The organism is Lysinibacillus sp. NPDC094403, assembly GCF_050278745.1.
In the GTDB taxonomy this organism is placed as follows: Bacteria; Bacillota; Bacilli; order Bacillales_A; family Planococcaceae; genus Lysinibacillus.
In genome coordinates this window covers 893294-914577 of the sequence record NZ_JBNNTL010000001.1, presented here as the reverse complement: position 1 = coordinate 914577, position 21284 = coordinate 893294, and the positions used below count along the sequence as shown (strand labels likewise).

18 protein-coding genes are annotated in these 21284 nt (G+C 38.0%); 8 read left to right on the top strand and 10 right to left on the bottom strand.

The features are described 5' to 3' along the window. Window positions 1-98: 98 nt before the first annotated feature. The 6 genes from ACQKMV_RS04185 to rpoN all read right to left on the bottom strand — a co-directional run bounded on the left by ACQKMV_RS04185 (window position 99) and on the right by rpoN (window position 9100). Window positions 99-431: a hydantoinase/oxoprolinase N-terminal domain-containing protein gene (locus ACQKMV_RS04185; protein WP_427502487.1), complete on the bottom strand. Its 333-nt coding sequence runs from the start codon at window positions 429-431 to the stop codon at window positions 99-101. A gap of 238 nt (window positions 432-669) precedes the next feature. Beyond that, on the bottom strand, window positions 670-2067 hold the full coding sequence (locus ACQKMV_RS04180; protein ID WP_427502486.1) for an aldehyde dehydrogenase family protein: 1398 nt from the start codon (window positions 2065-2067) through the stop codon (window positions 670-672). 42 nt (window positions 2068-2109) lie between these two features. Further along, on the bottom strand, window positions 2110-3441 hold the full coding sequence (locus ACQKMV_RS04175) for an aspartate aminotransferase family protein (protein ID WP_427502485.1): 1332 nt from the start codon (window positions 3439-3441) through the stop codon (window positions 2110-2112). Between the two features lie 560 nt (window positions 3442-4001). Next, window positions 4002-5636 carry a sigma-54 interaction domain-containing protein gene (locus tag ACQKMV_RS04170; RefSeq protein ID WP_427502484.1) on the bottom strand — a complete coding sequence of 545 codons (1635 nt, stop codon included), beginning with the start codon at window positions 5634-5636 and terminating at the stop codon, window positions 4002-4004. Between the two features lie 165 nt (window positions 5637-5801). Next, a complete protein-coding gene (locus tag ACQKMV_RS04165) occupies window positions 5802-7217 on the bottom strand; it encodes an amino acid permease (RefSeq protein WP_427502483.1) in 1416 nt (471 codons plus the stop codon). A 545-nt stretch (window positions 7218-7762) separates the two neighbouring features. Beyond that, a complete protein-coding gene (rpoN, locus tag ACQKMV_RS04160; protein WP_427502482.1) occupies window positions 7763-9100 on the bottom strand; it encodes an RNA polymerase factor sigma-54 in 1338 nt (445 codons plus the stop codon). 222 nt (window positions 9101-9322) lie between these two features. Here rpoN and ACQKMV_RS04155 point away from each other — a divergent pair, with 222 nt between their 5' ends. The 5 genes from ACQKMV_RS04155 to ACQKMV_RS04135 all read left to right on the top strand — a co-directional run bounded on the left by ACQKMV_RS04155 (window position 9323) and on the right by ACQKMV_RS04135 (window position 14424). Further along, window positions 9323-10477, top strand: coding sequence for an acyl-CoA dehydrogenase family protein (locus ACQKMV_RS04155; protein ID WP_427502481.1), 1155 nt, complete (start codon window positions 9323-9325; stop codon window positions 10475-10477). After that, window positions 10474-11550, top strand: a complete 1077-nt coding sequence (locus ACQKMV_RS04150; protein WP_427502480.1) for an acyl-CoA dehydrogenase family protein — start codon at window positions 10474-10476, stop codon at window positions 11548-11550. The genes ACQKMV_RS04155 and ACQKMV_RS04150 overlap by 4 nt, the downstream gene beginning before the upstream one ends. 49 nt (window positions 11551-11599) lie before the next feature. Further along, window positions 11600-12406, top strand: coding sequence for an enoyl-CoA hydratase/isomerase family protein (locus ACQKMV_RS04145; RefSeq protein WP_427502479.1), 807 nt, complete (start codon window positions 11600-11602; stop codon window positions 12404-12406). A 20-nt stretch (window positions 12407-12426) separates the two neighbouring features. After that, on the top strand, window positions 12427-13569 hold the full coding sequence (locus ACQKMV_RS04140) for a CaiB/BaiF CoA transferase family protein (protein ID WP_427502478.1): 1143 nt from the start codon (window positions 12427-12429) through the stop codon (window positions 13567-13569). Window positions 13570-13656: 87 nt separating this feature from the next. After that, window positions 13657-14424: an IclR family transcriptional regulator gene (locus ACQKMV_RS04135; protein WP_427502477.1), complete on the top strand. Its 768-nt coding sequence runs from the start codon at window positions 13657-13659 to the stop codon at window positions 14422-14424. A gap of 64 nt (window positions 14425-14488) precedes the next feature. Here the strand turns inward: ACQKMV_RS04135 and ACQKMV_RS04130 are convergent, their stop codons facing one another. From ACQKMV_RS04130 to ACQKMV_RS04115, 4 genes are read right to left on the bottom strand one after another with little or no spacing between them, the layout of a single operon-like run. Next, window positions 14489-15052, bottom strand: a complete 564-nt coding sequence (locus ACQKMV_RS04130) for a 5' nucleotidase, NT5C type (RefSeq protein ID WP_427502476.1) — start codon at window positions 15050-15052, stop codon at window positions 14489-14491. Between the two features lie 16 nt (window positions 15053-15068). Next, on the bottom strand, window positions 15069-16154 hold the full coding sequence (locus ACQKMV_RS04125) for an FAD-dependent monooxygenase (protein WP_427502475.1): 1086 nt from the start codon (window positions 16152-16154) through the stop codon (window positions 15069-15071). Continuing rightward, window positions 16151-17260: a bifunctional diaminohydroxyphosphoribosylaminopyrimidine deaminase/5-amino-6-(5-phosphoribosylamino)uracil reductase RibD gene (ribD, locus tag ACQKMV_RS04120; RefSeq protein ID WP_427502474.1), complete on the bottom strand. Its 1110-nt coding sequence runs from the start codon at window positions 17258-17260 to the stop codon at window positions 16151-16153. The genes ACQKMV_RS04125 and ribD overlap by 4 nt, the downstream gene beginning before the upstream one ends. 14 nt (window positions 17261-17274) lie before the next feature. Further along, window positions 17275-18006, bottom strand: coding sequence for a GTP cyclohydrolase II (locus ACQKMV_RS04115; protein ID WP_427502473.1), 732 nt, complete (start codon window positions 18004-18006; stop codon window positions 17275-17277). A 272-nt stretch (window positions 18007-18278) separates the two neighbouring features. Here ACQKMV_RS04115 and ACQKMV_RS04110 point away from each other — a divergent pair, with 272 nt between their 5' ends. The 3 genes from ACQKMV_RS04110 (at window position 18279) to ACQKMV_RS04100 (ending at window position 21245) form a co-directional block, all read left to right on the top strand. Next, the gene (locus ACQKMV_RS04110) at window positions 18279-18914 is read left to right on the top strand and encodes a TrkA C-terminal domain-containing protein (RefSeq protein WP_427425305.1); all 636 of its coding nucleotides are present in this window, start codon (window positions 18279-18281) and stop codon (window positions 18912-18914) included. Window positions 18915-19198: 284 nt separating this feature from the next. Continuing rightward, window positions 19199-20398 carry a quaternary amine ABC transporter ATP-binding protein gene (locus ACQKMV_RS04105; protein ID WP_427502472.1) on the top strand — a complete coding sequence of 400 codons (1200 nt, stop codon included), beginning with the start codon at window positions 19199-19201 and terminating at the stop codon, window positions 20396-20398. Continuing rightward, window positions 20391-21245, top strand: coding sequence for an ABC transporter permease (locus ACQKMV_RS04100; protein WP_427502471.1), 855 nt, complete (start codon window positions 20391-20393; stop codon window positions 21243-21245). Before ACQKMV_RS04105 ends, ACQKMV_RS04100 begins: the two co-directional genes overlap by 8 nt. The last annotated feature ends 39 nt before the right edge of the window (window positions 21246-21284 follow it).

Sequence of the window (21284 nt, the reverse complement as noted above, 5' to 3'; positions counted from 1 at the left end):
GAGTTAAAAGCAATTAACGTGGAGTTCGCACCAATCGCTTGATACGAAGGGTATTCTGTTATAAATCTATGCTTCTATACAGGTTTGTATAGTTTTGCCTAAATTTGTCGTAACAGTTTTGTTACCCAAATATCTTCTTTCGTCCCACGACGAATTTCGATGACATCTCTAAAGCCCTTTGTCGTAATAAGAGCAGTTTTTGGCAGCTTGCGCTCAATTAACGCATTCGTTCCAACTGTTGTGCCATGAGAAAAAATTTTAATTTCCTTGCCATCTAATTCTGCTTTTGCTACTCCATTTAAAATTCCTTGCTCCGGGTTTGAAGGTGTAGACGACGTTTTTGTGACAAATACTTCTCCGGTCTCTTCATTAAAAACAAATACATCCGTAAACGTTCCACCGACATCAATTGCTAAACGACTTTGTGCCATAGCTCTACCTTCTTTCGTTTAATAGATATAAAAAAGGCAAATACGCCTGAGCGTAAATGCGGTTGTTCACTTCGTGTTACTTTGCACCAAAGCATATTTTTGTATATGAAGTTAATGCCTCAAGCGGATGCCCCAGATTTTTTTATAGTTATTGCATACAATTTGAGAAAATCTGGGCCATGACACCGAGGCATATATGAAGTATATTTTTTTGTCTTCTATTCTAAATTTCTTTCATTTACTCACTTTTTGTGCCAATCGTAATTGTTTTAAACGTTGTAAAGAACTCTTTCGCTGCCTGCCCCTGCTCACGTGCACCGGTACTTGAATTTTTCATTCCTCCAAACGGTGCTTGAGGCTCTGCTCCACCCGTTTCATCATTAACCTGTACGAGTCCAACCTCACTACGATTAATAAAATCAAATGCTTTCGGAATGTTATTTGTATAAATAGAAGCACTCAATCCAAACTCAGAGTCATTCGATAGTCGGATCGCTTCTTCATAATCCTTTACCTTTATGACGGCTAAAACTGGTCCAAAAATCTCTTCACGGGCAATCGACATCTCGTGTGTTACATTTGTAAAGATTGTTGGATCAATATAGTATCCTTCTAACATACCTTTTGTAGGACCACCGCCAAATACAAGCTCTGCACCCTCTATTTTTGCTTTTTCAATGGCGCTTAAGATAGAATCATATTGCCCCTTGGATGACACAGGTCCCATCGTGACACCAACTTCAACTTTTTTAGCTTCTTCTATTAACTGCTCTAATACCTGTTCATAAACCGCTTCCTCGATGTACACTCGACTAGTTGCTGTACAACGCTGTCCAGTTTGCTTCATCGCACCTTCAATCGTTAATTTTGCAGCCTGATTTAAATTGGCATCAGCTAAAATGATCGCAGCATTTTTGCCTCCAAGTTCAAGCTGAATTTTTTTATTAGTAGAACCAGCAGTATCTAATATACTTTGCCCTACACTATTTGAACCTGTAAATGTAATTGCCTTTACTTCAGGTGCCTCCAATAATACCTGCCCCACTTTTGAACCACGGCCTTGCACAACATTTAACACGTTTTTCGGTAAGCCTGCCAGTTCAAATAATTCTCCTATTAATTTACCGGTTAAAGCGCTTTCAATAGAAGGCTTCCAAACTACTGTATTGCCATACACTAATGCAGGTGCAATTTTCCATAGAGGAATAGCGACAGGGAAATTCCAAGGAGTTATGGCAGCAACGACACCGAGTGGTACCCGCATTGTGTACAGTAATTTCGCTTCATTGGCTGACGGTAACACCTCACCTGTTGCCCGCATCCCTTCTTGTGCAAAATAACGTAAAATGGAAGCGCCACGTTTAACTTCACCAAGCATTTCATTTTTCGTTTTACCCATTTCACTCGAAGCTATTTCAGCTACTTTATCCATATTTTTCTCAAGCAAATCGGCTGTCACGCGTAAAATTTCTCCACGTGCAACAGAAGACGTATTTTTCCAATCTTCAAATGCATCCTGAGCAGAAACGATAACGTCTTTCGTTTCATCTATTGTCAAAAGCTCCACTTGACCTATACATTGAGATGGTTTCGCTGGATTAAATTGTTCTCGTATTTCTCTAACGATAGTTGTCATAAAACTCCTCCTTCAAATAGTGATTGTCTACACTTTTATTACTCAAACTTCTTTTTCAACAATTGTTTTTCGTATATGCTCAAATGTCTCGTCTAAAATACGTAACATTTCATCTAGCTCTACTTTTGATAGAATGAGAGGTGGAGAAAATACAACTGTATCTTGATCATAAGTAACCGTTCGGAGGATTAATCCTCGTTTCATCGTTTCTTGTACAAAAATCGGACTAAGAGGCGACTCAAACAATTCACCCGTCTCACGGCTCTTTACTAATTCAATGGCTCCAAGTAATCCAAGAGTACGCACACGGCCGATAAAGCTATATTTCTCTTGAAGTGCTCGGAATCCTTCTAACATCGCATCGCCCATTTTTGCAGCATTTTCAACGAGATTTTCTTGCTCAATGATTTCTATATTTTTCAATCCAACTTGACAAGCGAGTGCATGGCCGCTGTAAGTATATCCGTGCATTAATGTCCCTTTAGAAAGCTCGCAAAAATCTTGATGAAGTTTTTCGGATATCGCCACACCGCCAAGTTGCACATAACCACTTGATACGCCTTTAGCAAATGACATCATATCTGGCACTACCCCGTAATGTTCCATACCGAAGAATTTGCCTGTACGACCAAATCCCGTAATAACCTCATCTGCAATGAATAAAATACCGTACTCATCACAAATATTTCGTACTTCTTTAAAGTAATCTTTTTGTGGAATATTAACTCCACCTGCACCTTGTACGGGCTCAGAAATAAATGCTGCCACAGTCCCAGGGCCTAACGCTTCAATTGTTTCACGTAAATTACGTACGGATTCGCTGTATACATAGTGGAAATCTGGGGCATGTGAATTAGTAAAGTCACGAAATGCCTGTAAGCCTGTTGCATTTGTAGCACCCATAGCTACACCATGGTATGACTGCGTTCGTGAAATAATTTTTTGGCGCTCTGGCTGCCCTTTTAGTAACCAGTAATGACGAGCTAATTTAATCGCTGTATCGTTCGACTCTGAGCCGCCTGAAGTAAAAAATACAGTGTTTAAATCTCCCGGCGTTAAAGAAGCAATTTTCGTCGCTAAACGAATTGCTGGTTCATTGCTAAATGATGCAAAGCAGGAACTAAATGCTAATGTAGATATTTGCTCCTTCGCCACTTCAGCAATTTCTTTACGACCATGCCCAATATTTACATTCCATAATGAAGACATACCATCAATGTAGATATTTCCTTCTATATCTTTTAAATAAATGCCATTTCCCTCTGTAAAAATGGCTGCTGGACCTTGTGTTTGCTGTTGTTCAATTGACGTTGTTGGGTGTAGAAAATGTTTTTGATCTAACGTTTTTAACTCTTCTTTTAGTTGAATTGTCATAAATGCCAACCTCTTTTCGTTTATAATTTCATACATTTGTTTAGTAGCAATTCTCATGCCAACTGAAGAAAAAAATTATTTTTAACGAAAAAATATTGCTACATTTTCATAACGTGTGGTTGATTTCCGTTCCGGCTGGGCGCTTTCCTGGGGGCGTCCGATGAGCCGCTTCGCTTCGCTCCAGGGTCTCGGGCCTACACGATGTAGGTCACGAAGGCGTTATCACAGGACGTGATGCTCTTAGCCTTCGTTCCTCTATCGCTAATCCCCGAGGAGTCGCCCAACCTCCACTCCAATCAACTTATATTATTTGCCTACGTTTTACAAAATCATTCCTTTCTTTTGGTGATGAGTGAAAAAATCAAAACGGATCTTATTGTTACTTCACAACAACTGCAACAAAATGAAAAAGAGACGTTTTCTTTTTGAAAATGCCTCTTTCCTTCTAAATCTATTAACATATTAACGATGCATTTCATCATTTTCTTTGTATGAATCAATGCACATTGCAATATTACAGTTTTTTTGCATGAATGAAGTTTTGATGCAAAAATACATCATCAATCCTCATATGAAATTTGTCGTGTTAATTGGAACTTTTGTATTTTACGTACCAATGTTGACTGATCACAGCCAAGTGATTTAGCAGCTTGCCTGATACTCGGATATTTAGATAGAACTTCCTTAATAAGCTGCTTTTCAAAAGCTGCCACTTGCTCCTTTAAAGTACCACTAAACTTTGGAGCTATAACTTGTTCCTGAATATTTTGTATTTCTACAGGATTTTCTATATCACGGGTAATCGCTGGGGTACTATCTAATTCTTGCTGCACAATATAAGCTGTTATTTCTGGCTGAGTTGCTAGTAAGCAAATACGCTCCACCATATTTTTCAGCTGACGGACATTTCCTGGCCAATCATAAGACGCTAATATTTTCATAGCAGATGACTCAATTGTGCGATGGATACCGTATTTTTTTCCAATTATAGCTAAAAAATGATTAACTAGTGGGATGATATCTTGACGACGATGTCTTAAAGGAGGAATTTCAATCGGGATAATATTTAAACGATAAAATAAATCCTCACGGAATTTACCTTGCCTCACCATCTCCGCTAAATTTCGATTTGTCGCAGCGATTATACGAACATCGATTGGAATAGGCTTTCCACTACCTAGACGCTGAACCTCTGATTCTTGGAGCACACGTAATAATTTCGCCTGCAGTAATAAGGGCATCTCTCCAATTTCATCTAAAAACACTGTACCACCTGACGCAATCTCAAATAATCCTGCCTTACCACCTCTTGAGGCTCCCGTAAACGCTCCTGCCTCATAGCCAAAAAGTTCAGATTCTAATAAATTCTCAGGAATTGCACTACAGTTAATCGTTAATATTTGATTATCGTTACGTCGGCTATTAGCATGAATAAGCTTTGTAATCTCTTCTTTACCTACGCCAGATTCACCACCGATTAATACAGTTGAGTCTACCTCCGCAACTCTCATAACACGCTTTATAACCTGCAGCATTTCTGAAGACACAGCTATTAAACTACTTTTTGTTGTTTCTTTATTATGTAAGGCATGTAGCTTATGTTTAAAATTCTCGTTTTGAACTTCTAATTTTTTTACTTCTTTCTCTAACAGTTTTAATTGTGTCATATCACGTGTAATTGCTACTACGTATTGTAATTCACCATATTCGTCAAATATTGGCTTACCAGAAACTAAAAAGCATTTGCCATTAATGAAAGTCTGCAAAATAGTTACTTTTTCTTTAGATTCAATTACTTTCATCGAAATGGAATCACTCATTATTCCTTCAGCGATTACGTCTTTCGCATATCTTCCCATTAAATCAATGCCAACAATTTCAACATCAATATCATTTTGGAATAAAATTTTGCCATCACAATCACATACTGTAACGCCATCTGATATGGAATTTAATATTTTAATTGACAGTGGGTTCATAAAATCTATATGGCTTGGTTTGACATGAAATAAGCTACCTTGCGAAGTTTTTAATACATGAATAGAGTAGCCTTCTGCCTCGAAGATTTCTGTTCCTTTAGTATATTTTTTTATTATTTTTTCAAGAAGCTCTATTTGGATATCACTTTTAATTATTACCTCATCATTTTTTACAATAAAAAAATGTTCATCTTTATGCAGTTGAGTTATCGACATATAGACCACTTCCTCTCAAACTTTAAAAACTTCTTCATCACAAAAAAATCCGCTCACTTCTACGGGGCATCTGAAAGCCTAAAAGGTGTTAAAGCATCCTTTACACCCTTTCACGGCTTGATATCTCGCAGAAATGTTGCGAATTTTTTGTATTTTAATAACATTCTATTCCGAAGCGAACTTTTCCTCTATTTGCTCTGCTGATCTTGTCGACAGTTTTCGCATAATCACGAACAACACAACTGAGCCAATTAATACTGCTGTACTCAGATAGAATTGAGAGCGTAAAGATTCGATGAGAGCTTGGCATAAATAAACGACTGTTAAAATACCAATTGTGACATACGATAAATATGGAAATAGCCACATTCTAATCGATAATGGCTCATCTGAAACTTTGTCATAATAACGCCGGAAACGAATTTGTGAAATAGCAATGAAAATATAAACTGCAATCATTAATCCTCCAACACAGTTCCCCAAAAAGTAGAAAATAACTTCAGGTGAAATGAAGTATAGCATCGCACAAATATACGCTACCGCTGTACTACCAATAACAGCTGGTACAGGTACACCTCTACGATTTTTAATTTGTGAGAATATCTTTGGTGCATCGCCTTGACGTGACATTTCAAGTAACATACGTGAACTTGTATAAAGAGCAGAATTTAAAACCGAAATTAATGAAATAAAAATGACGATTTGAATAAGTTGAGCAGCAATTGGAAGCCCTGCCATCGTTAATATATTTGCATAAGGCGCTGCCAACATTTTTGAATCATTCCAAGGTATAATTAAAACCATAATAGCTACTGATCCTACAAAAAATAAACCTAATCGAAAGACAACATTGCGAATGGCACGGACAATATTTCTCGCTGGATTTTCAGACTCTGCTGCCGCGATAGCTGCAACCTCAGCACCACAAATCGAGAAAATAACAAAAACAATTGCCGTAAAAATCGGGACAATTCCATTTGGTGCAAATCCACCGAATTCCGTTAAAATACCTAAACCCTTTGGTTCATAATTTGGCCAAATCCCTAAAATCATCGCGATACCAACAACTAAAAATACAATAATTGCGGTAACTTTAACGAATGATAACCAATATTCAAATTCACCAAATGATTTTACTGAATAAATATTAACAATTGTCATCAATAATGTAATGCCTACGCTTCCGAGCCATGTTGGTATCATCGGGAACCAATTATGCAGCATTCCCCCTATGAGTGCTGCTTCTAACCCCACAATAAACACCCAGCTTGCCCAATAAAGCCAGCCTACTGTAAAACCTGCCCATGGACCAATATACTTTCCTGCATATGAAGCAAATGAACCTAACTCTGCTGAACCACCTGATTTCTTTCCTAATACTATTTCTCCTGATGCCATTTCCCCAACCATTTGCATAATCAGAACTATGAGTAAGCATGCAATCGCATATGAAACCACCGCTGCAGGACCGGTACTTAAAATATTTTTTCCTGTCCCAACGAAGAGCCCTGTACCAATAACCCCTCCAATGGAAATCATTGTAATATGCCGTGTTTTCAGTGATTTTTGCAAAGCTCCCATTATACCACCCCTTTAATGTTTTATGTAGACATTTACTAGCCCCTTTCTTCTATTTCAACGTCTATCGTTTAATGAGCAATTCTGATGCCAAACCTATTCAATTATTAAAAATTTCAAAAAATTATTAATCCGCACATCTATTTGGCAAATTTTTCTACACCAGTAATTTTATTGTTCATCAGCATAGCGTGTGGTTGATTTCCGTTCCGACTGGGCGCTTTGCCGCTGACGCTTCGCTTTCGCGCAGAGCAGAGCTTCCTGGGGGCGTCCGATGAGCCGCTTAGCTTCGCTGCAGGGTCTCATCTGTGACGCTGATCCCCTAGGAGTCGCCCAGTCTCCACTACAATCAACTTTTACATGGCAAACGTTTTACTTCTTTTCAGCGGGGGGGCCAAACATCCTCAACCCTGAATTTTTGATGATATCTTTCAGCAACTTTCAGCAAATGTTTTCTGTGCGAAAGCGAAGCGGTAACAACGAATCTTTCATATGCGGTTTATAAATTTTGATGTAAAAATACATCAATGACCGTTTATTTACATCACCTATCCATATACACGATTAAATGAACTCATAATATTCATCTCTTCCCTGTACTTCGCTACTGTCCGCCTTGATATTTGGATACCTTCCGTACATAAAATACTTGTAATCTGCTGATCAGTTAAAGGTTTTTGTTTATCCTCTGCCTCTACCAACTGTTTGAGCCGCTTTTTAATATACATAATAGAATCCATTTTTCCAGAAATATTCATTACTCCTTTTGTAAATAGCGATTGTAAAGCATACACACCATGGGAGGTTTTTATATGTTTTCCACGCACAGCTCGACTAATCGTTGACACATGTAGACTTAAAATGTCTGCTACATCTTTTAACCGCATTGGCTTCAATGCCTCAATACCTTTATGGAAAAAATCCTCTTGCAATTCCACTAACAATCTAGTTAATTCGTACAGTGTTTTATCACGTTGTTCAATTCCTTGTAATAATAAAAGAGCATCTTTCATTGTGTCTTTGAAATATGTTTTACAATTCGGATCGTTTTTTAGTATTTCAACATAATGTTTATCGATAGAAACAATCGGTAAATATCCACGATTTAATTTAATCATCCATTCCTCTCCTAATCTTTCTACTTCGACTTCTGGCATGATATATGGAATCGCTTCAAATTTATCTCCTATCATCACTGGTTTTAAATTTTTTATATAGTGGACAGTTTTCTTCACCTCAAGTAGAGAAGTTTTATATTTCTTACTTAACTGTTTAATAGCTTGTGCAGCCACTAACTCTAAATCCGTTTCGATAAACCGAGAGGCCAATTTTGGTGCAAGCGCATCTCTGTCTATCTGAATGAGTAAAAACTCCTTATAATTACGTGCCCCTACTCCTACTGGCTCGAAAGTTTGAAGTAAGTCCAATAGTGCCTCTACATGCAAAACATTTGTTTGACATCTATTTGCGACAATTTCTAAATCAACATCTAAAAATAAACGCTCATCTAGGGATTGAATTAAAAACATTAAGATTTTTAAATCAACAGAAGATAGATTTTTATGCATAGGTACTTGTTCCAATAAAAACTTCTCATAGCTTTCTTTTACAGCAAGCTTCATCTCAAAAGGGTTATATGAATTATGCTGTGGTCCATAATATTGCGCAGAATAACTCTTATCAGAATAGCTTGCTAATTGCATAATTTCCTCATATTGCATTTTCACCGTAGCATCTGTGACAACTAAGAGTGGATTTTCGTTAGCCTTATCATAAATATACTGTTCTAGCTCATTTGTTGAATATTGCAGTATTTCTAAATGCTGTACTAATTGTGGTGATAAAACTTGCATTAATTTTTGGGAAGTGTTGATAGCTATTTGCATACCCCATACCTCCATTACAGAATTTTCTACATAGTAACATGTTTATTCTGTATTTTTCCATTTTTTCAATGAATTTTTATTTTTAATACTTGATTCATTACTCCGCTCGTAAAAATTTTCTAATATTTCCAAAAAAGTAATTGACTACACTTCTAAGTGATCATAAAATACACATATACAATAATAGTTACCACATTACGGTAAAACTTAAGGAGTGATTAAATGTTTCATTTACCAACTGTGCAATTTACACAAGAGCAAGAGCAATTTCGCTTAGATGTTCGAACGTTTCTACAGGATGAATTAGCAAAAGGTACCTTTACGCCTAAATGTGATTCTTGGCTAAGTGGAGATGATCCTGAATTCTCTAAATTAATCGGTCAAAAGGGTTGGATTGGCTTAACTTGGCCTAAAAAATATGGAGGTCAAGAGAGGAGTACTATTAATCGATACATTTTAACGGAAGAATTTTTAGCTGTTGGTGCTCCGGTTGCTGCACATTGGTTTGCTGATCGCCAAACAGGACCACTTCTTTTACGCTATGGAACAGAAGAACAACGTGAATATTTCTTACCGAAAATTGTGAAAGGTGAATGCTACTTCGGCATAGGCTTAAGTGAACCAAATAGTGGCTCTGACTTAGCTTCGGTTAGCACACGTGCTGAAAAAGTAGAGGGTGGATGGATTGTCAACGGACAAAAAATATGGACGAGTAATGCACACCTTTGCCACTATATGGTGACGTTAGTACGTACAAGTCCTTTTGATGGAAAAAATAAACATGCAGGCCTCAGTCAGTTGATTGTTGATTTGCATGCGGAAGGTATAACTGTTGTTCCGATCAAATTTTTAACTGGTGAACATCATTACAATGAAGTGTTCTTTGACAATGTTTTTGTACCTGACAATATGGTTGTTGGAGAGATCGGTAATGGCTGGGCTCAAGGATTAGCAGAGCTTGCCTTTGAACGTAGTGGCCCAGAGCGAATATTGAGTACATTCCCATTAATCGATGAACTTATTCAAGAATTAAAGCGCCAAAACAATTTAGAAGGGTTACAGCAAGCTTCTAAAATAGTAGCTCGTCTTTGGGGTCTACGTAATTTGTCAATTGGAGTAGCCCAGCTTTTAGAATCTGGTAATAGTGAAGACGTATCTATCCCTGCAGCACTTGTGAAGGCACTTGGTACGAAATTTGAGCAAAGTATACCTGAAATCACACGCTTAATCGTACAGACTTATCCTACACTTGACGCGCATCGTAAAATTGATCGCTTTATGGCTGAATCCATTTTACATGCACCAGGTTTCACGATTCGAGGAGGTACTTCAGAAGTATTGTATGGCGTTGTAGCGAAAGGGGTTATAGCACAATGAGTGAAATGAAAGATATGATTCTCGATGTTGTAGAACGCATGTTAAAAGAAAAAGTCGATAAAGAGTTAGTCGATACAGTGGAACAAGGTCATTGGGCACCAGAACTATGGGATCTGTTTAAAGAAAGCGGTATGACAGCAGTAGCTATTTCAGAAGAAAATGGCGGTGCAGGTGGTGACATAGAGGATTTATTGAATATTGTTCGTTTAACTGGAAAATACGCTGCACCTATTCCATTTGCAGAAACAACATTTGCAAATTATTTATTGGAGTTTACTAGTTTACAAGTAATTGAGGACTTGGCGACGTATATGCTCTGCCCTAATCAAGCATTTACGTTAGAGAATGGCAAATTAACGGGAGAAGCGAGCCAAATCCCTTGGGCACGTCATACAAAACACCTAGTGACACTTGCCTATAGCGCGGAGGGTACTCATCTTGTAGAAATAGATTTAAGCCACGCTGAGATGAAGCTAGGTACTAATTTAGCAGGCGAGCCACGTGATACTGTGATATTCCATGATGCTACAGTTTCACAAGTATCTGCTGTGTTATCTCCTGAAAAGGTACACGCTATAACAACGCTCAATTCTGCTTTTCAATTAGCACTGATGACTGGTGCAGTCGATAAAATAAATGATTTAACTGTTCAATATACGAAAGAACGTGAGCAATTCGGTCGACCGATTCATCGCTTCCAGCTCGTTCAGCAGCATATTGTAAATTTAGCAGGTGAAACGGCAATCGCTCTAGCAGCATTTAATAATGTAACGGAAGTCCTTCAGAAGAACAATCAAAATAGTGAGGTTGCTTACGCCAGCATTCGTTTCGAAGAAATTATTCAAGCAGTGACAACAATTGCGCATCAAGTACACGCTGCAATTGGAACGACACACGAGCATAGTTTGCATCAATTTACACGTAGACTTTGGTCATGGCGCGATGAAGGAGCCAGCACCTCTTATTGGACTAATTTGGTCGCAACACAGCTATTGGAAAATAGCGGAGATAGTCTATGGGGATATTTGACTTTGAGCGGCTCTAGTTCTCCACTTCTCAAAGTGGAAGGCTAAGTAATTAATTTGTGACAAACTACTAATGACATGATAAGGAGTGTTATCAATGACTGATTTACTTTTTGAAGTGCAAGACCATGTTGCCACAATTACATTAAATAGACCTGAGGCGTACAATGCTTTTAGTGAAGAGATGATCACTAAATGGATTGAAGCCCTTGAAACTGTTCGTGATTCAGAGGATATTCGTGTTGTCATCGTCAAAGGTAATGGAAAATCATTTTGCGCTGGCGGGGATATTAAAGCGATGCAAGCTGGTGAAGGATTTTTCCAAAGCGAGGACGATATTTCTTCTACAGGTTTAGCACGAAAAAATTCTCTTTGGAAAAAGATTCAGCGTATCCCCCTTCTCCTTGAAGAGATTGATAAGCCCGTTATTGCACAGGTGCACGGGTTTGCAATGGGCGCAGGACTTGATATGGCCTTAATGTGCGATATACGAATTACTGCAAAATCTACGAAGATTTCAGAAAGCTACATTAACGTTGCGATCGTGCCGGGCGACGGTGGAGCTTATTATTTACCAAAATTAATCGGTATCGATCAAGCATTGGACATGTTCTGGACAGCTCGTGTATTAACTGCTGATGAAGCAAAAGACAAAGGTGTTGTGACATTTGTTGTAGAAGACCATGAGCTTGACGAATACACATTGAATTACGCAAAAGAATTAGCTAGTCGTCCAACTACGACATTGCAATTCATAAAGCGTGCTGTTTATCAAAGTCAACGGATGGATTTACGTAGTGCACTTGATTACATTTCATCACAAATGGCCATTGTTACAGAGCTAGATGATTTTAAAGAGGGTGTAAATGCAGTTGTAGAAAAACGTAAGCCTGTTTATAAATGACGTGTTTAGGAGGAAGAACAATGCAACCTCTTGAAAATATTCGAGTATTAGATTTATCTCGTGTTTATGCTGCCCCTGCTGGCTCCATGATGTTGGCAGATTTAGGAGCAGAAGTAATTCGCGTAGAGCATCCAGATGGCTCTGATAGTATGCGTGATTGGGGACCATTTGTGAATGGTCAAAGTACGTATTATTTATGTGCCAATCGTAATAAAAAATCAATCACATTAGATTTAAAGACAATAGATGGCAGAGAAAAATTTAAAGAACTCGTCAAAGATGCCGATGTCGTCCTCGAAAATTTTAAAACGGGTGACATGGAGCGAATGGGTCTAAGCTATGAGGAATTAAGAAAAGTGAATCCTAGAATCATTTATTGTGCAGTAACAGGATTCGGTCAAACCGGTCCTCTTGCGTATGAACCTGGGTTCGATCCAGTTATTCAAGCAATGAGTGGTTTAATGCATGTCACTGGCTCAGCTGAAGGAGAAGCGACAAAAGTCGGTGTTCCTATTGCAGATATTTTAACCTCTAACTATGTTGCCATTAGTATTTTAGCCGCTTTACGAATGCGCGATCAAACAAATACAGGGCAATTTATCGACTTAGCTTTATTAGACGTTCAAATGAGTAGCTTAGCGAATGTAGCGAGCGCTTATTTAAATACAGGTTTTATCTCAGAACGTCTCGGTAATCGTCATAATAATGTTGCGCCGTATCAAGTATTTAACTGTGCAGATGGCCCCCTAATGATTTGCGTTGGTACAGATGGACAATTTAAAAAGTTTTGCACGATGTTGAAACGTGAGGAATGGGCCAATGATCCTCGCTTTATAACAAATACGATGCGCAAGCAACATGAAGCGGAGCTTGTTCAGATGATTACTGACATTACAATGACAAAAACACGGGATGAATGGATTACCTTATTACAACAATATAAAATTCCAGGTGGACGTGTGAACACAATTGCGGAAGCACTAGAACAACCGCAATTTATGGCACGTGACATGATTGGTGAAATAGAGCATGAACAATATGGTACAATCAGATTCATCAAAAACCCAATAAAATTCTCAAATTTAAATATTCAATATAAATCTGCACCACCGTTACTTGGAGAACATACAAACGAATTCCAAAAGTCCTCTCTACAAAAATAAAATTGCGCTATAATTGAGGTAAAATGTATTTATAAAGATAAATCCTCCGGCGGATGTCGAAGAAAATTTTATTACGTAGGTGACGGGATGAATCAGGAGATTTTCGAAAAAAACTATACAATGTCATCGCTGCACAAAGCTATTAAAGTATTAAAAGCTTTCACAAAAGATGAGCCTAGCCTTTCTCTAACTGAATTAAGTAAAAAAACAGGGATAAGCATTTCCAGTTTACAGCGTTTCGTTTCTACCTTTGTGTACGAAGGATTTCTCCACAAAGATGAGCGTACTAAACGCTATCAATTAGGTCATTCGCTTCTGTATTTAGGAAATTTAGTAAAAGAAGAATCAAGTCTTATTATTGTAGCAGAACCTATTTTGAAAAAGCTAAATGAAGAAATCGGCGAAAGTGTTTCCATGAATATTATTGATGGTTTGGAGAGACGATGTATATTAAACTATGATTCAACATATCCGCTTTCAACGAAAATGTTTGTAGGTGACACCTCCCCCCTTTATGCAGGTGCATCATCTAAAATATTGCTCGCATTTATGCCGAATGTTGAAGAATATGTAGAGAATATATGTCTTGAATCCATCACTGATAAGACAATACTTTCCAAAGAGCAGTTGTGGGAGGATTTACAGCAGATTCGTAGACAGCACTTTGCGAAAAGCAATAGTGAACGTGTACGTGGAGCATGCTCTTTATCTGCACCGATTTTAAACGCTTCCAACCAAATAATTGCATCAGTGTCACTCGTTATTCCAGAAGTACGCTATAGTGACTACAATGAAAATCTATTAATAGAAACTATCCAAAGCGTTGCATCTGAAATCGAAAGGCAATTATTTTGATAGAAACAATGAACAAACCCGAATAGGTTCACTTTTTAAGTGTCCTCTATTCGGGTTTTTTGCCTTAATTATTTACTAATTCTAAAAAATCGTGCCAATGATTTAAGCGTGGCAGTTCGACATGCTTATTATAGGATTGATTTTTTAAAATCACTTTTGTATTCACATCTTGCAGTGTTTCTAATACAGCTGGTTTATCATCTACATAAACATCTAAAGCTAGCTCTTTGATGATAGCTACTTTCTCTGTATCCTGCATGCCGCAGAAAAAATGACCTTCTGTGATTGGAAAACCTTGTGCTTTCATCCATTCGCGTGTTTGCTCACAATATTGTTTAGGACGAGAAGTAATATAATAAATGTCATGTCCTTGCTGTGCCAAAGCTTTGAGCGTCTCTAGTGCTCCCTCAAAAGAAGGACAATCCGTAAAATAAATGTCCTCTAATGAACTATTCCACATCGCCGCTCCTTCAGCATCTGTTAGACCAAAAGGCTCGTGAATTTCAACTCTTTGTAAAGCTTGAAATGTTTCTAGTGCAACATTTTTACCTAGTTTTTTATTATAGAGCGCAAAGGCGTGTGCTCGTAAATCAATGAGTGTGTCATCTATATCAAAGCCAAATTTCATGATGTTTTTCTTCCCTTCAAGAAGCCTTGTTTATGAAGTTTGTTGCAAATGTTTGCTCATTTTCAATTTGCTTCGCTAATACTTCCTCAATGGCTTGCTCGCGCATTTGTTGAAAATCTTGTACGTTAAAATGAACAAGTGTATCTTTATTTAATAGTAACGCAAGACAATCTGCATCCTTTAGTGCACTATTGAGCCCAAATGCCCCAGTTGGTGTCATCGTGTGAACAGCATCCCCTAATAGCACAAGCCCCTTTGTCCCCCAGCAGTTACAATGACTACTGAATACATCGAGTAATACAAAATCTTGCCAAGATCTTATATGCTCATTAACAGTATCAGATAGTTCCGGAAATTGATCTGAAAGCTGTTGGATAAATGGTGTACATGCTTTTTTTCTGAGTTGAGGAAAACTTCCTTGTTCAATATTCCAACCGATTTGAATGAACCCACCTACCTGCGTAAATAATGATAGCTGTTTATCACCTATTAATGCCATTTTAATCGATGGCTCCCATCCTTGAGGGGCAGGAATTTTTGCCCACAATAAATCAAAGCCATGTTTATGCTTTTGAAAGTCGATGTGTGCTTGCTTACGAATAGTAGAGTAACGACCATCAGCACCGATTATTAACTGACTACTAATTTCAAATGTTTCCCCATCTTTTGATGCAATGACACCCGTATATCTGCCCAAAGAATCAACTATGAGCTTCGTCACCTTCGTATTCAGAAAACAAGAAAAGTGCGGAAAATGCTGTGTTTCTTGCAAAATTCCCTTTAATAGATTTGCTTGCGGTACATGAATCCCTAAATGTCCTACAGCTTCATCAGGAAAAATAGTTTTAAATGCACTACCTTCTGCGTAATATTCAAGCTTACCCATACGTAATAAGCCGAGTGACTCGACTGCTTCAAAAAGCTGATGACTTTTTAAAACAGCCTCACCCTCCTCATTTAAATGTTCACCACGAAATGCCTGCCCAAGTGCTGCGTTTTGTTCCAGTAGTATCACGGAAAGACCTTTTTTCGCTAGTAAGTGCGATAGAAGTGTTCCACCTGGCCCAGCCCCTACAATACAAACATCTGCTTGATAATTCACTTTTCTTCACCTATCTTTGGATAAGCAATAATACGTAAATCTTGCCCAACTTGCTCGAACGAAGCAAATTCTACATCCCATGCTTCATCCATAGAGGATGGATTTTGACCAGCAATAGGTGTTAATGATAAACGACCGCCGAGAATCTTCGGCGCTATGTAAATCACATATTTATTAATAGCACCCTGCTGTAAAAATGAAGAATTTATCGTACTTCCACCCTCTACTAAAATATCCGTAATGCCATATTGATATAGTTTTTCAAGCATATCATCAACAACAAGCCCTTCAGATTCATGTCGAACTGGTAATATCATCACGCCTTTTTCTTCAAATGCTGTTATTTTTTCTCGACTGACATTCTCACTACATACAATAATGGTTTTCGCTTCTTCTACATTCAGAACATTGGCATGAGCTGGTGTACGAAGTGAGCTATCCATAATAATACGCACTGGATTTTTCCCGTAATCTCCTTTTAATCTTGTCGTTAAGGATGGATTGTCAGCTAAAACAGTACCAACACCAACTAAAATACCATCCACCTCATGACGAATACGGTGAACATCCTCACGCGCTGCCTCACCAGTTACCCACTTGGAATGTCCTGTATGAGCAGCTATCTTCCCATCTAAAGTCATCGCATATTTTGAAATAATAAATGGTCGTTTTGTTAGCATATTGTGAATAAAACGTTCATTTAAACGGCGAGATTGAGCTTCTAAAACACCCACCTCTACCTCAATACCCGCATCTCGTAACAGTTGAATACCCCGTCCAGCAACAGCAGGATTTGGATCTTGCATGGCTACAACCACTCGACTAACTGCTGATTCCTTCACTAGATTTGCACAAGGAGGTGTTTTTCCATAATGTGAACATGGCTCAAGAGTTACATATAGTGTCGCACCTTTAGCATGTTCTCCAGCCATACGGAATGCATGCACCTCTGCATGTGGTTCCCCTGCTTTTCTGTGTAAACCTGTTCCAACAATGACACCGTCTTTAACGATTACAGCCCCTACTAGCGGATTAGGATTCGTATTTCCTTTTGCACTAGCGGCTAAATCAAGTGCTAACTGCATATATTTTTCATCTGTTGTCATCTTCGTTCCTCCACTCACTTCTCTTCGCGCAAATGTCCAGATTTCTCTACTTTTGTGTTTAAATAAAAACGATTTGTCTCCGTTAATCCTCCCCATAATGGGACATGTCCTTCCGCTGCTAAACCATGTTCCTGTAATGCGGCAAGCTTCTTTGGATTATTAGTAATCAGTGTAACTGGTTTTGAACGAAGTGTAGCTAACACAGTTATGGCATCTTCATAAGAACGGGTATCGTCTGGGAAGCCAAGAGCATGGTTTGCTTCAACCGTATCTAACCCCTCTTCTTGTAATAAATAAGCAAGCGATTTCGAGAATAGCCCAATGCCACGGCCTTCATGATCAGCTAAATAGAAAATGGCACCGCAGCCATGCTCCACAATCATTTTCATCGATTCATGTAATTGATAACCACAGTCACAGCGCTGGCTTCCAAAAATATCACCTGTATGACAAATGCTATGCATGCGAATTAAAGCATTCTCTGCATGTTCGAAATCTCCATAAACAAGCACTGATGACTGTTGTAAAAAAGCTAAGTTTGCAGATGCTAATTCATCAATAATTTCTTCTTTTGAGAGATTAGCATTTACTTTTAACCAGTTATACCATTGAAATGTCGCTGAAAATTCACCCTGTTTTACCGGTAATTTCACTGGACCAACTAGGCAAATACTTTCTGTTTCAGATTGCTTCACGATCGTCATTTTGTCTTTCACTATATCCAAAACTTTAGTAGTAATTGTCATATTTTCTCCAACCTTCTATTGTTAACAGCTAGCTAAACCCACTAACTGAGCACTTGTATTTTCACTTTACTTACATAACGTAACTTAGTTTATAATAATAACTAACAGCTGTCAAACTACAACTCCTACTCTATTAACAAAAACTAATTAGAAACAAAAAATGCTACATTACGTTTTTATCATATACTACTAGCTTATGGAGATGCTATTTTTTCTGTGCAGGCTAGTCTATAATAAGCTGAGGTAACTGTAATGACGAAAGGAAGTTTAGAATGCCATTAGAAAAAAATGTGCAGGTGAAACAGCCAAAATATCAGCAAATAGCTGTCGATTTGGCTTCAAAAATCGTGGAAAGAAAATATCGAATTGGCGATAAAATTTACGCAAGATCATCTCTAGCTAGCCAATACAATGTCTCTGCGGAAACTGCAAGAAGAGCGATTGCCGTTTTGCAGGACTTGGAAATCGTGGAGGCCTCTAAAGGTAGTGGGGTTATTATTATCTCATATGAAAAGGCTGCATATTTTGTCCGACAATTCCAGGATGTTCAATCTGTCCATGAACTACAACATGAGCTTATGACTAGCATTCAGAAGCAACACCAAGAATTAATAAATCTACAGGAAAAGACCAAACAACTTATTAGTCGAACTGAACATTTCCGATCCGTCAATCCGTTTATTCCTTATCAATTAGAGATGACAGCTGAAAGCCCTTGTATCCACCAAACAGTACAAGAATTAAATTTTTGGCAAAATACATCTAGTACGATTGTCGGAATTCGTCGTAAAAATGAATTGTTACTATCACCTGGTCCATATGTTTCTTTGGAAGAAGGAGATATCATTTACTTTATCGGAAATGATGAAAGTTTCGCTCGAGTTCAGAGCTTTTTATATCCAAATTAAAATCCGCTTAAACGCTGATATAACAGCGTTTAAGCGGATTTTTTCTATTTTGTCGATTTGACAAAAGTAACAACTCTTTGTTAGGGTTAAGTTGTTACTTGTTTATATTTGGGTATCATTATCCTCAAATAGCATTTTTCTTTATTTAGTGGATGTCCAAACACCTACTGAAATAAGGGAACTCAGCCTAATGATTGCCACGTCAAATGGCAATTTACCTGTGCGTAAGTGAAGCAACACCCATTACGCCAAGGCGAAATTGATCTACGAAAGGAGTGGTTCTATTGGAAAAAATAAAAGTGGAACATGTTTCTAAAGTTTTCGGGAAACATATTCCCCAAGCATTAGAACTCGTCAAGCAACAAAAAAGCAAGACTGATATCTTAAAAGAAACAGGTGCAACAGTTGGTGTATACGATGCAAGCTTTACTGTAAATGAAGGTGAAATCTTCGTCATCATGGGATTGTCAGGAAGTGGAAAGTCAACGCTTATCAGACTTTTAAACCGACTTATAGAGCCTACAAGTGGAAATATATATATCGATGGAGAAAATATTTCTAAAATGGGCAAAGAGAGTTTACGTAATGTAAGAAGAAACAAAATGAGTATGGTCTTTCAAAACTTCGGCTTATTCCCCCATCGTACACTTCTTCAAAATACTGAATATGGCCTTGAAATCAGAGGCATCTCAAAAGAAGAACGGCAAGCAAAAGCTGAGCAAGCTCTCGACAATGCAGGCTTACTTGCTTATAAGGACCAATATCCAAGTCAATTATCAGGTGGTATGCAACAGCGCGTTGGATTAGCACGGGCACTTGCAAATGACCCTGAAATATTACTAATGGATGAAGCTTTTTCTGCACTCGATCCATTAATTCGAAAAGAAATGCAAGATGAGTTACTTGATTTACAAAGCAAATTGAAGAAAACAATTTTATTTATTACGCACGATTTGAATGAAGCATTACGTATTGGGGATCGTATCGCCATTATGAAAGATGGTTCAATCATTCAAATTGGTACTGGAGAAGAAATTTTAACAAATCCTGCAAATGATTATGTTAAAACCTTCGTAGAAGATGTCGATCGCTCTAAAGTATTAACAGCTGAAAATGCCATGGTTCGACCTGTATATGTCAATGTAGATGTAGATGGACCGACCGTAGCACTTAAAAGAATGCGCGAAGAAACGGTTAGTTTACTAATGGCTGTTGACAAAAATCGACATCTAAAAGGCTATATTACTGCTGATGACGCACGAGCTGCAGCTAAAAGACAAGAACAAACGGTACATGCAATTGTTCAATCAGAAATGTTAACCGTTCCACCAGATATGCTTTTACAGGATATTTTAGGCATGATTCATAATTCTCCTACTCCGATTGCAGTTGTAAAAGATGAGCGCTTACTTGGTGTTCTTATCCGAGGCGTTGTCATCGAAGCACTTTCAACTAGCGATGAGGAGGCAGTTGCACATGAATAAATTTTTAGACGATATCCCGGCTATACCACTAGGACCGTGGGTAGAATCAGTTATGGACTGGTTGACGAGTAATTTTTCAGTGTTTTTTAACTTGATTCAAAAAAATGGAAAACTACTCATGAATCAGGTCACTGATTTATTAGTGAGCATTCCCCCGATTATTCTTATTTTACTTGTTGTGATTTTTGCCTTTTTCGTTACCGGCAAAAAATTTGGGCTCGCAACGTTTTCATTAATTGGTTTGTTATTTATTTATAATCAAGGCTTATGGACGCATCTTATGGAAACAACGACGCTCGTGCTCTTCTCAAGTATCATTTCAATCATTTTAGGTATTCCTCTTGGCATTCTAATGTCCAAGTCAAATGTAGCAGAAAATGTGATTAAGCCGATACTCGACTTCATGCAAACAATGCCTGGCTTCGTGTACTTGATTCCTGCCGTTGCCTTCTTTGGTATTGGGATAGTACCTGGCGTATTTGCATCCGTTATTTTCGCATTACCACCAACTGTACGTATGACGAACCTAGGAATTCGCCAAGTACCAAAAGAATTAGTAGAAGCTGCGGATTCATATGGTAGTACTTCAAACCAAAAACTATTTAAAGTAGAAATCCCACTTGCAAAATCAACTATAATGGCAGGGATTAACCAAACGGTTATGTTATCACTGTCAATGGTTGTAACTGCCTCAATGATTGGTGCACCTGGTCTAGGACGTGAAGTATTAACGGCACTACAACGTACACAGGTTGGGAATGGCTTTGTTGCGGGTTTAGGTCTAGTAATTTTCGCCATTGTTATAGACCGCTTAACGCAAAGCTTTAATAAGAAGAAAGCTGTATAGAAAAAAGGAAGTTTGAGAAATCTTAGTTTTTAACTGTTG

Bases quoted from the DNA above. Each gene is read 5' to 3' on its own strand.
- ACQKMV_RS04185 (WP_427502487.1), bottom strand. From the start codon at position 431: ATGGCACAAAGTCGTTTAGCAATTGATGTCGGTGGAACGTTTACGGAT.
- ACQKMV_RS04180 (WP_427502486.1), bottom strand. From the start codon at position 2,067: ATGACAACTATCGTTAGAGAAATACGAGAACAATTTAATCCAGCGAAA.
- ACQKMV_RS04175 (WP_427502485.1), bottom strand. From the start codon at position 3,441: ATGACAATTCAACTAAAAGAAGAGTTAAAAACGTTAGATCAAAAACAT.
- ACQKMV_RS04170 (WP_427502484.1), bottom strand. From the start codon at position 5,636: ATGTCGATAACTCAACTGCATAAAGATGAACATTTTTTTATTGTAAAA.
- ACQKMV_RS04165 (WP_427502483.1), bottom strand. From the start codon at position 7,217: ATGGGAGCTTTGCAAAAATCACTGAAAACACGGCATATTACAATGATT.
- rpoN (WP_427502482.1), bottom strand. From the start codon at position 9,100: ATGCAAATAGCTATCAACACTTCCCAAAAATTAATGCAAGTTTTATCA.
- ACQKMV_RS04155 (WP_427502481.1), top strand. From the start codon at position 9,323: ATGTTTCATTTACCAACTGTGCAATTTACACAAGAGCAAGAGCAATTT.
- ACQKMV_RS04150 (WP_427502480.1), top strand. From the start codon at position 10,474: ATGAGTGAAATGAAAGATATGATTCTCGATGTTGTAGAACGCATGTTA.
- ACQKMV_RS04145 (WP_427502479.1), top strand. From the start codon at position 11,600: ATGACTGATTTACTTTTTGAAGTGCAAGACCATGTTGCCACAATTACA.
- ACQKMV_RS04140 (WP_427502478.1), top strand. From the start codon at position 12,427: ATGCAACCTCTTGAAAATATTCGAGTATTAGATTTATCTCGTGTTTAT.
- ACQKMV_RS04135 (WP_427502477.1), top strand. From the start codon at position 13,657: ATGAATCAGGAGATTTTCGAAAAAAACTATACAATGTCATCGCTGCAC.
- ACQKMV_RS04130 (WP_427502476.1), bottom strand. From the start codon at position 15,052: ATGAAATTTGGCTTTGATATAGATGACACACTCATTGATTTACGAGCA.
- ribD (WP_427502474.1), bottom strand. From the start codon at position 17,260: ATGACAACAGATGAAAAATATATGCAGTTAGCACTTGATTTAGCCGCT.
- ACQKMV_RS04115 (WP_427502473.1), bottom strand. From the start codon at position 18,006: ATGACAATTACTACTAAAGTTTTGGATATAGTGAAAGACAAAATGACG.
- ACQKMV_RS04110 (WP_427425305.1), top strand. From the start codon at position 18,279: ATGCCATTAGAAAAAAATGTGCAGGTGAAACAGCCAAAATATCAGCAA.
- ACQKMV_RS04100 (WP_427502471.1), top strand. From the start codon at position 20,391: ATGAATAAATTTTTAGACGATATCCCGGCTATACCACTAGGACCGTGG.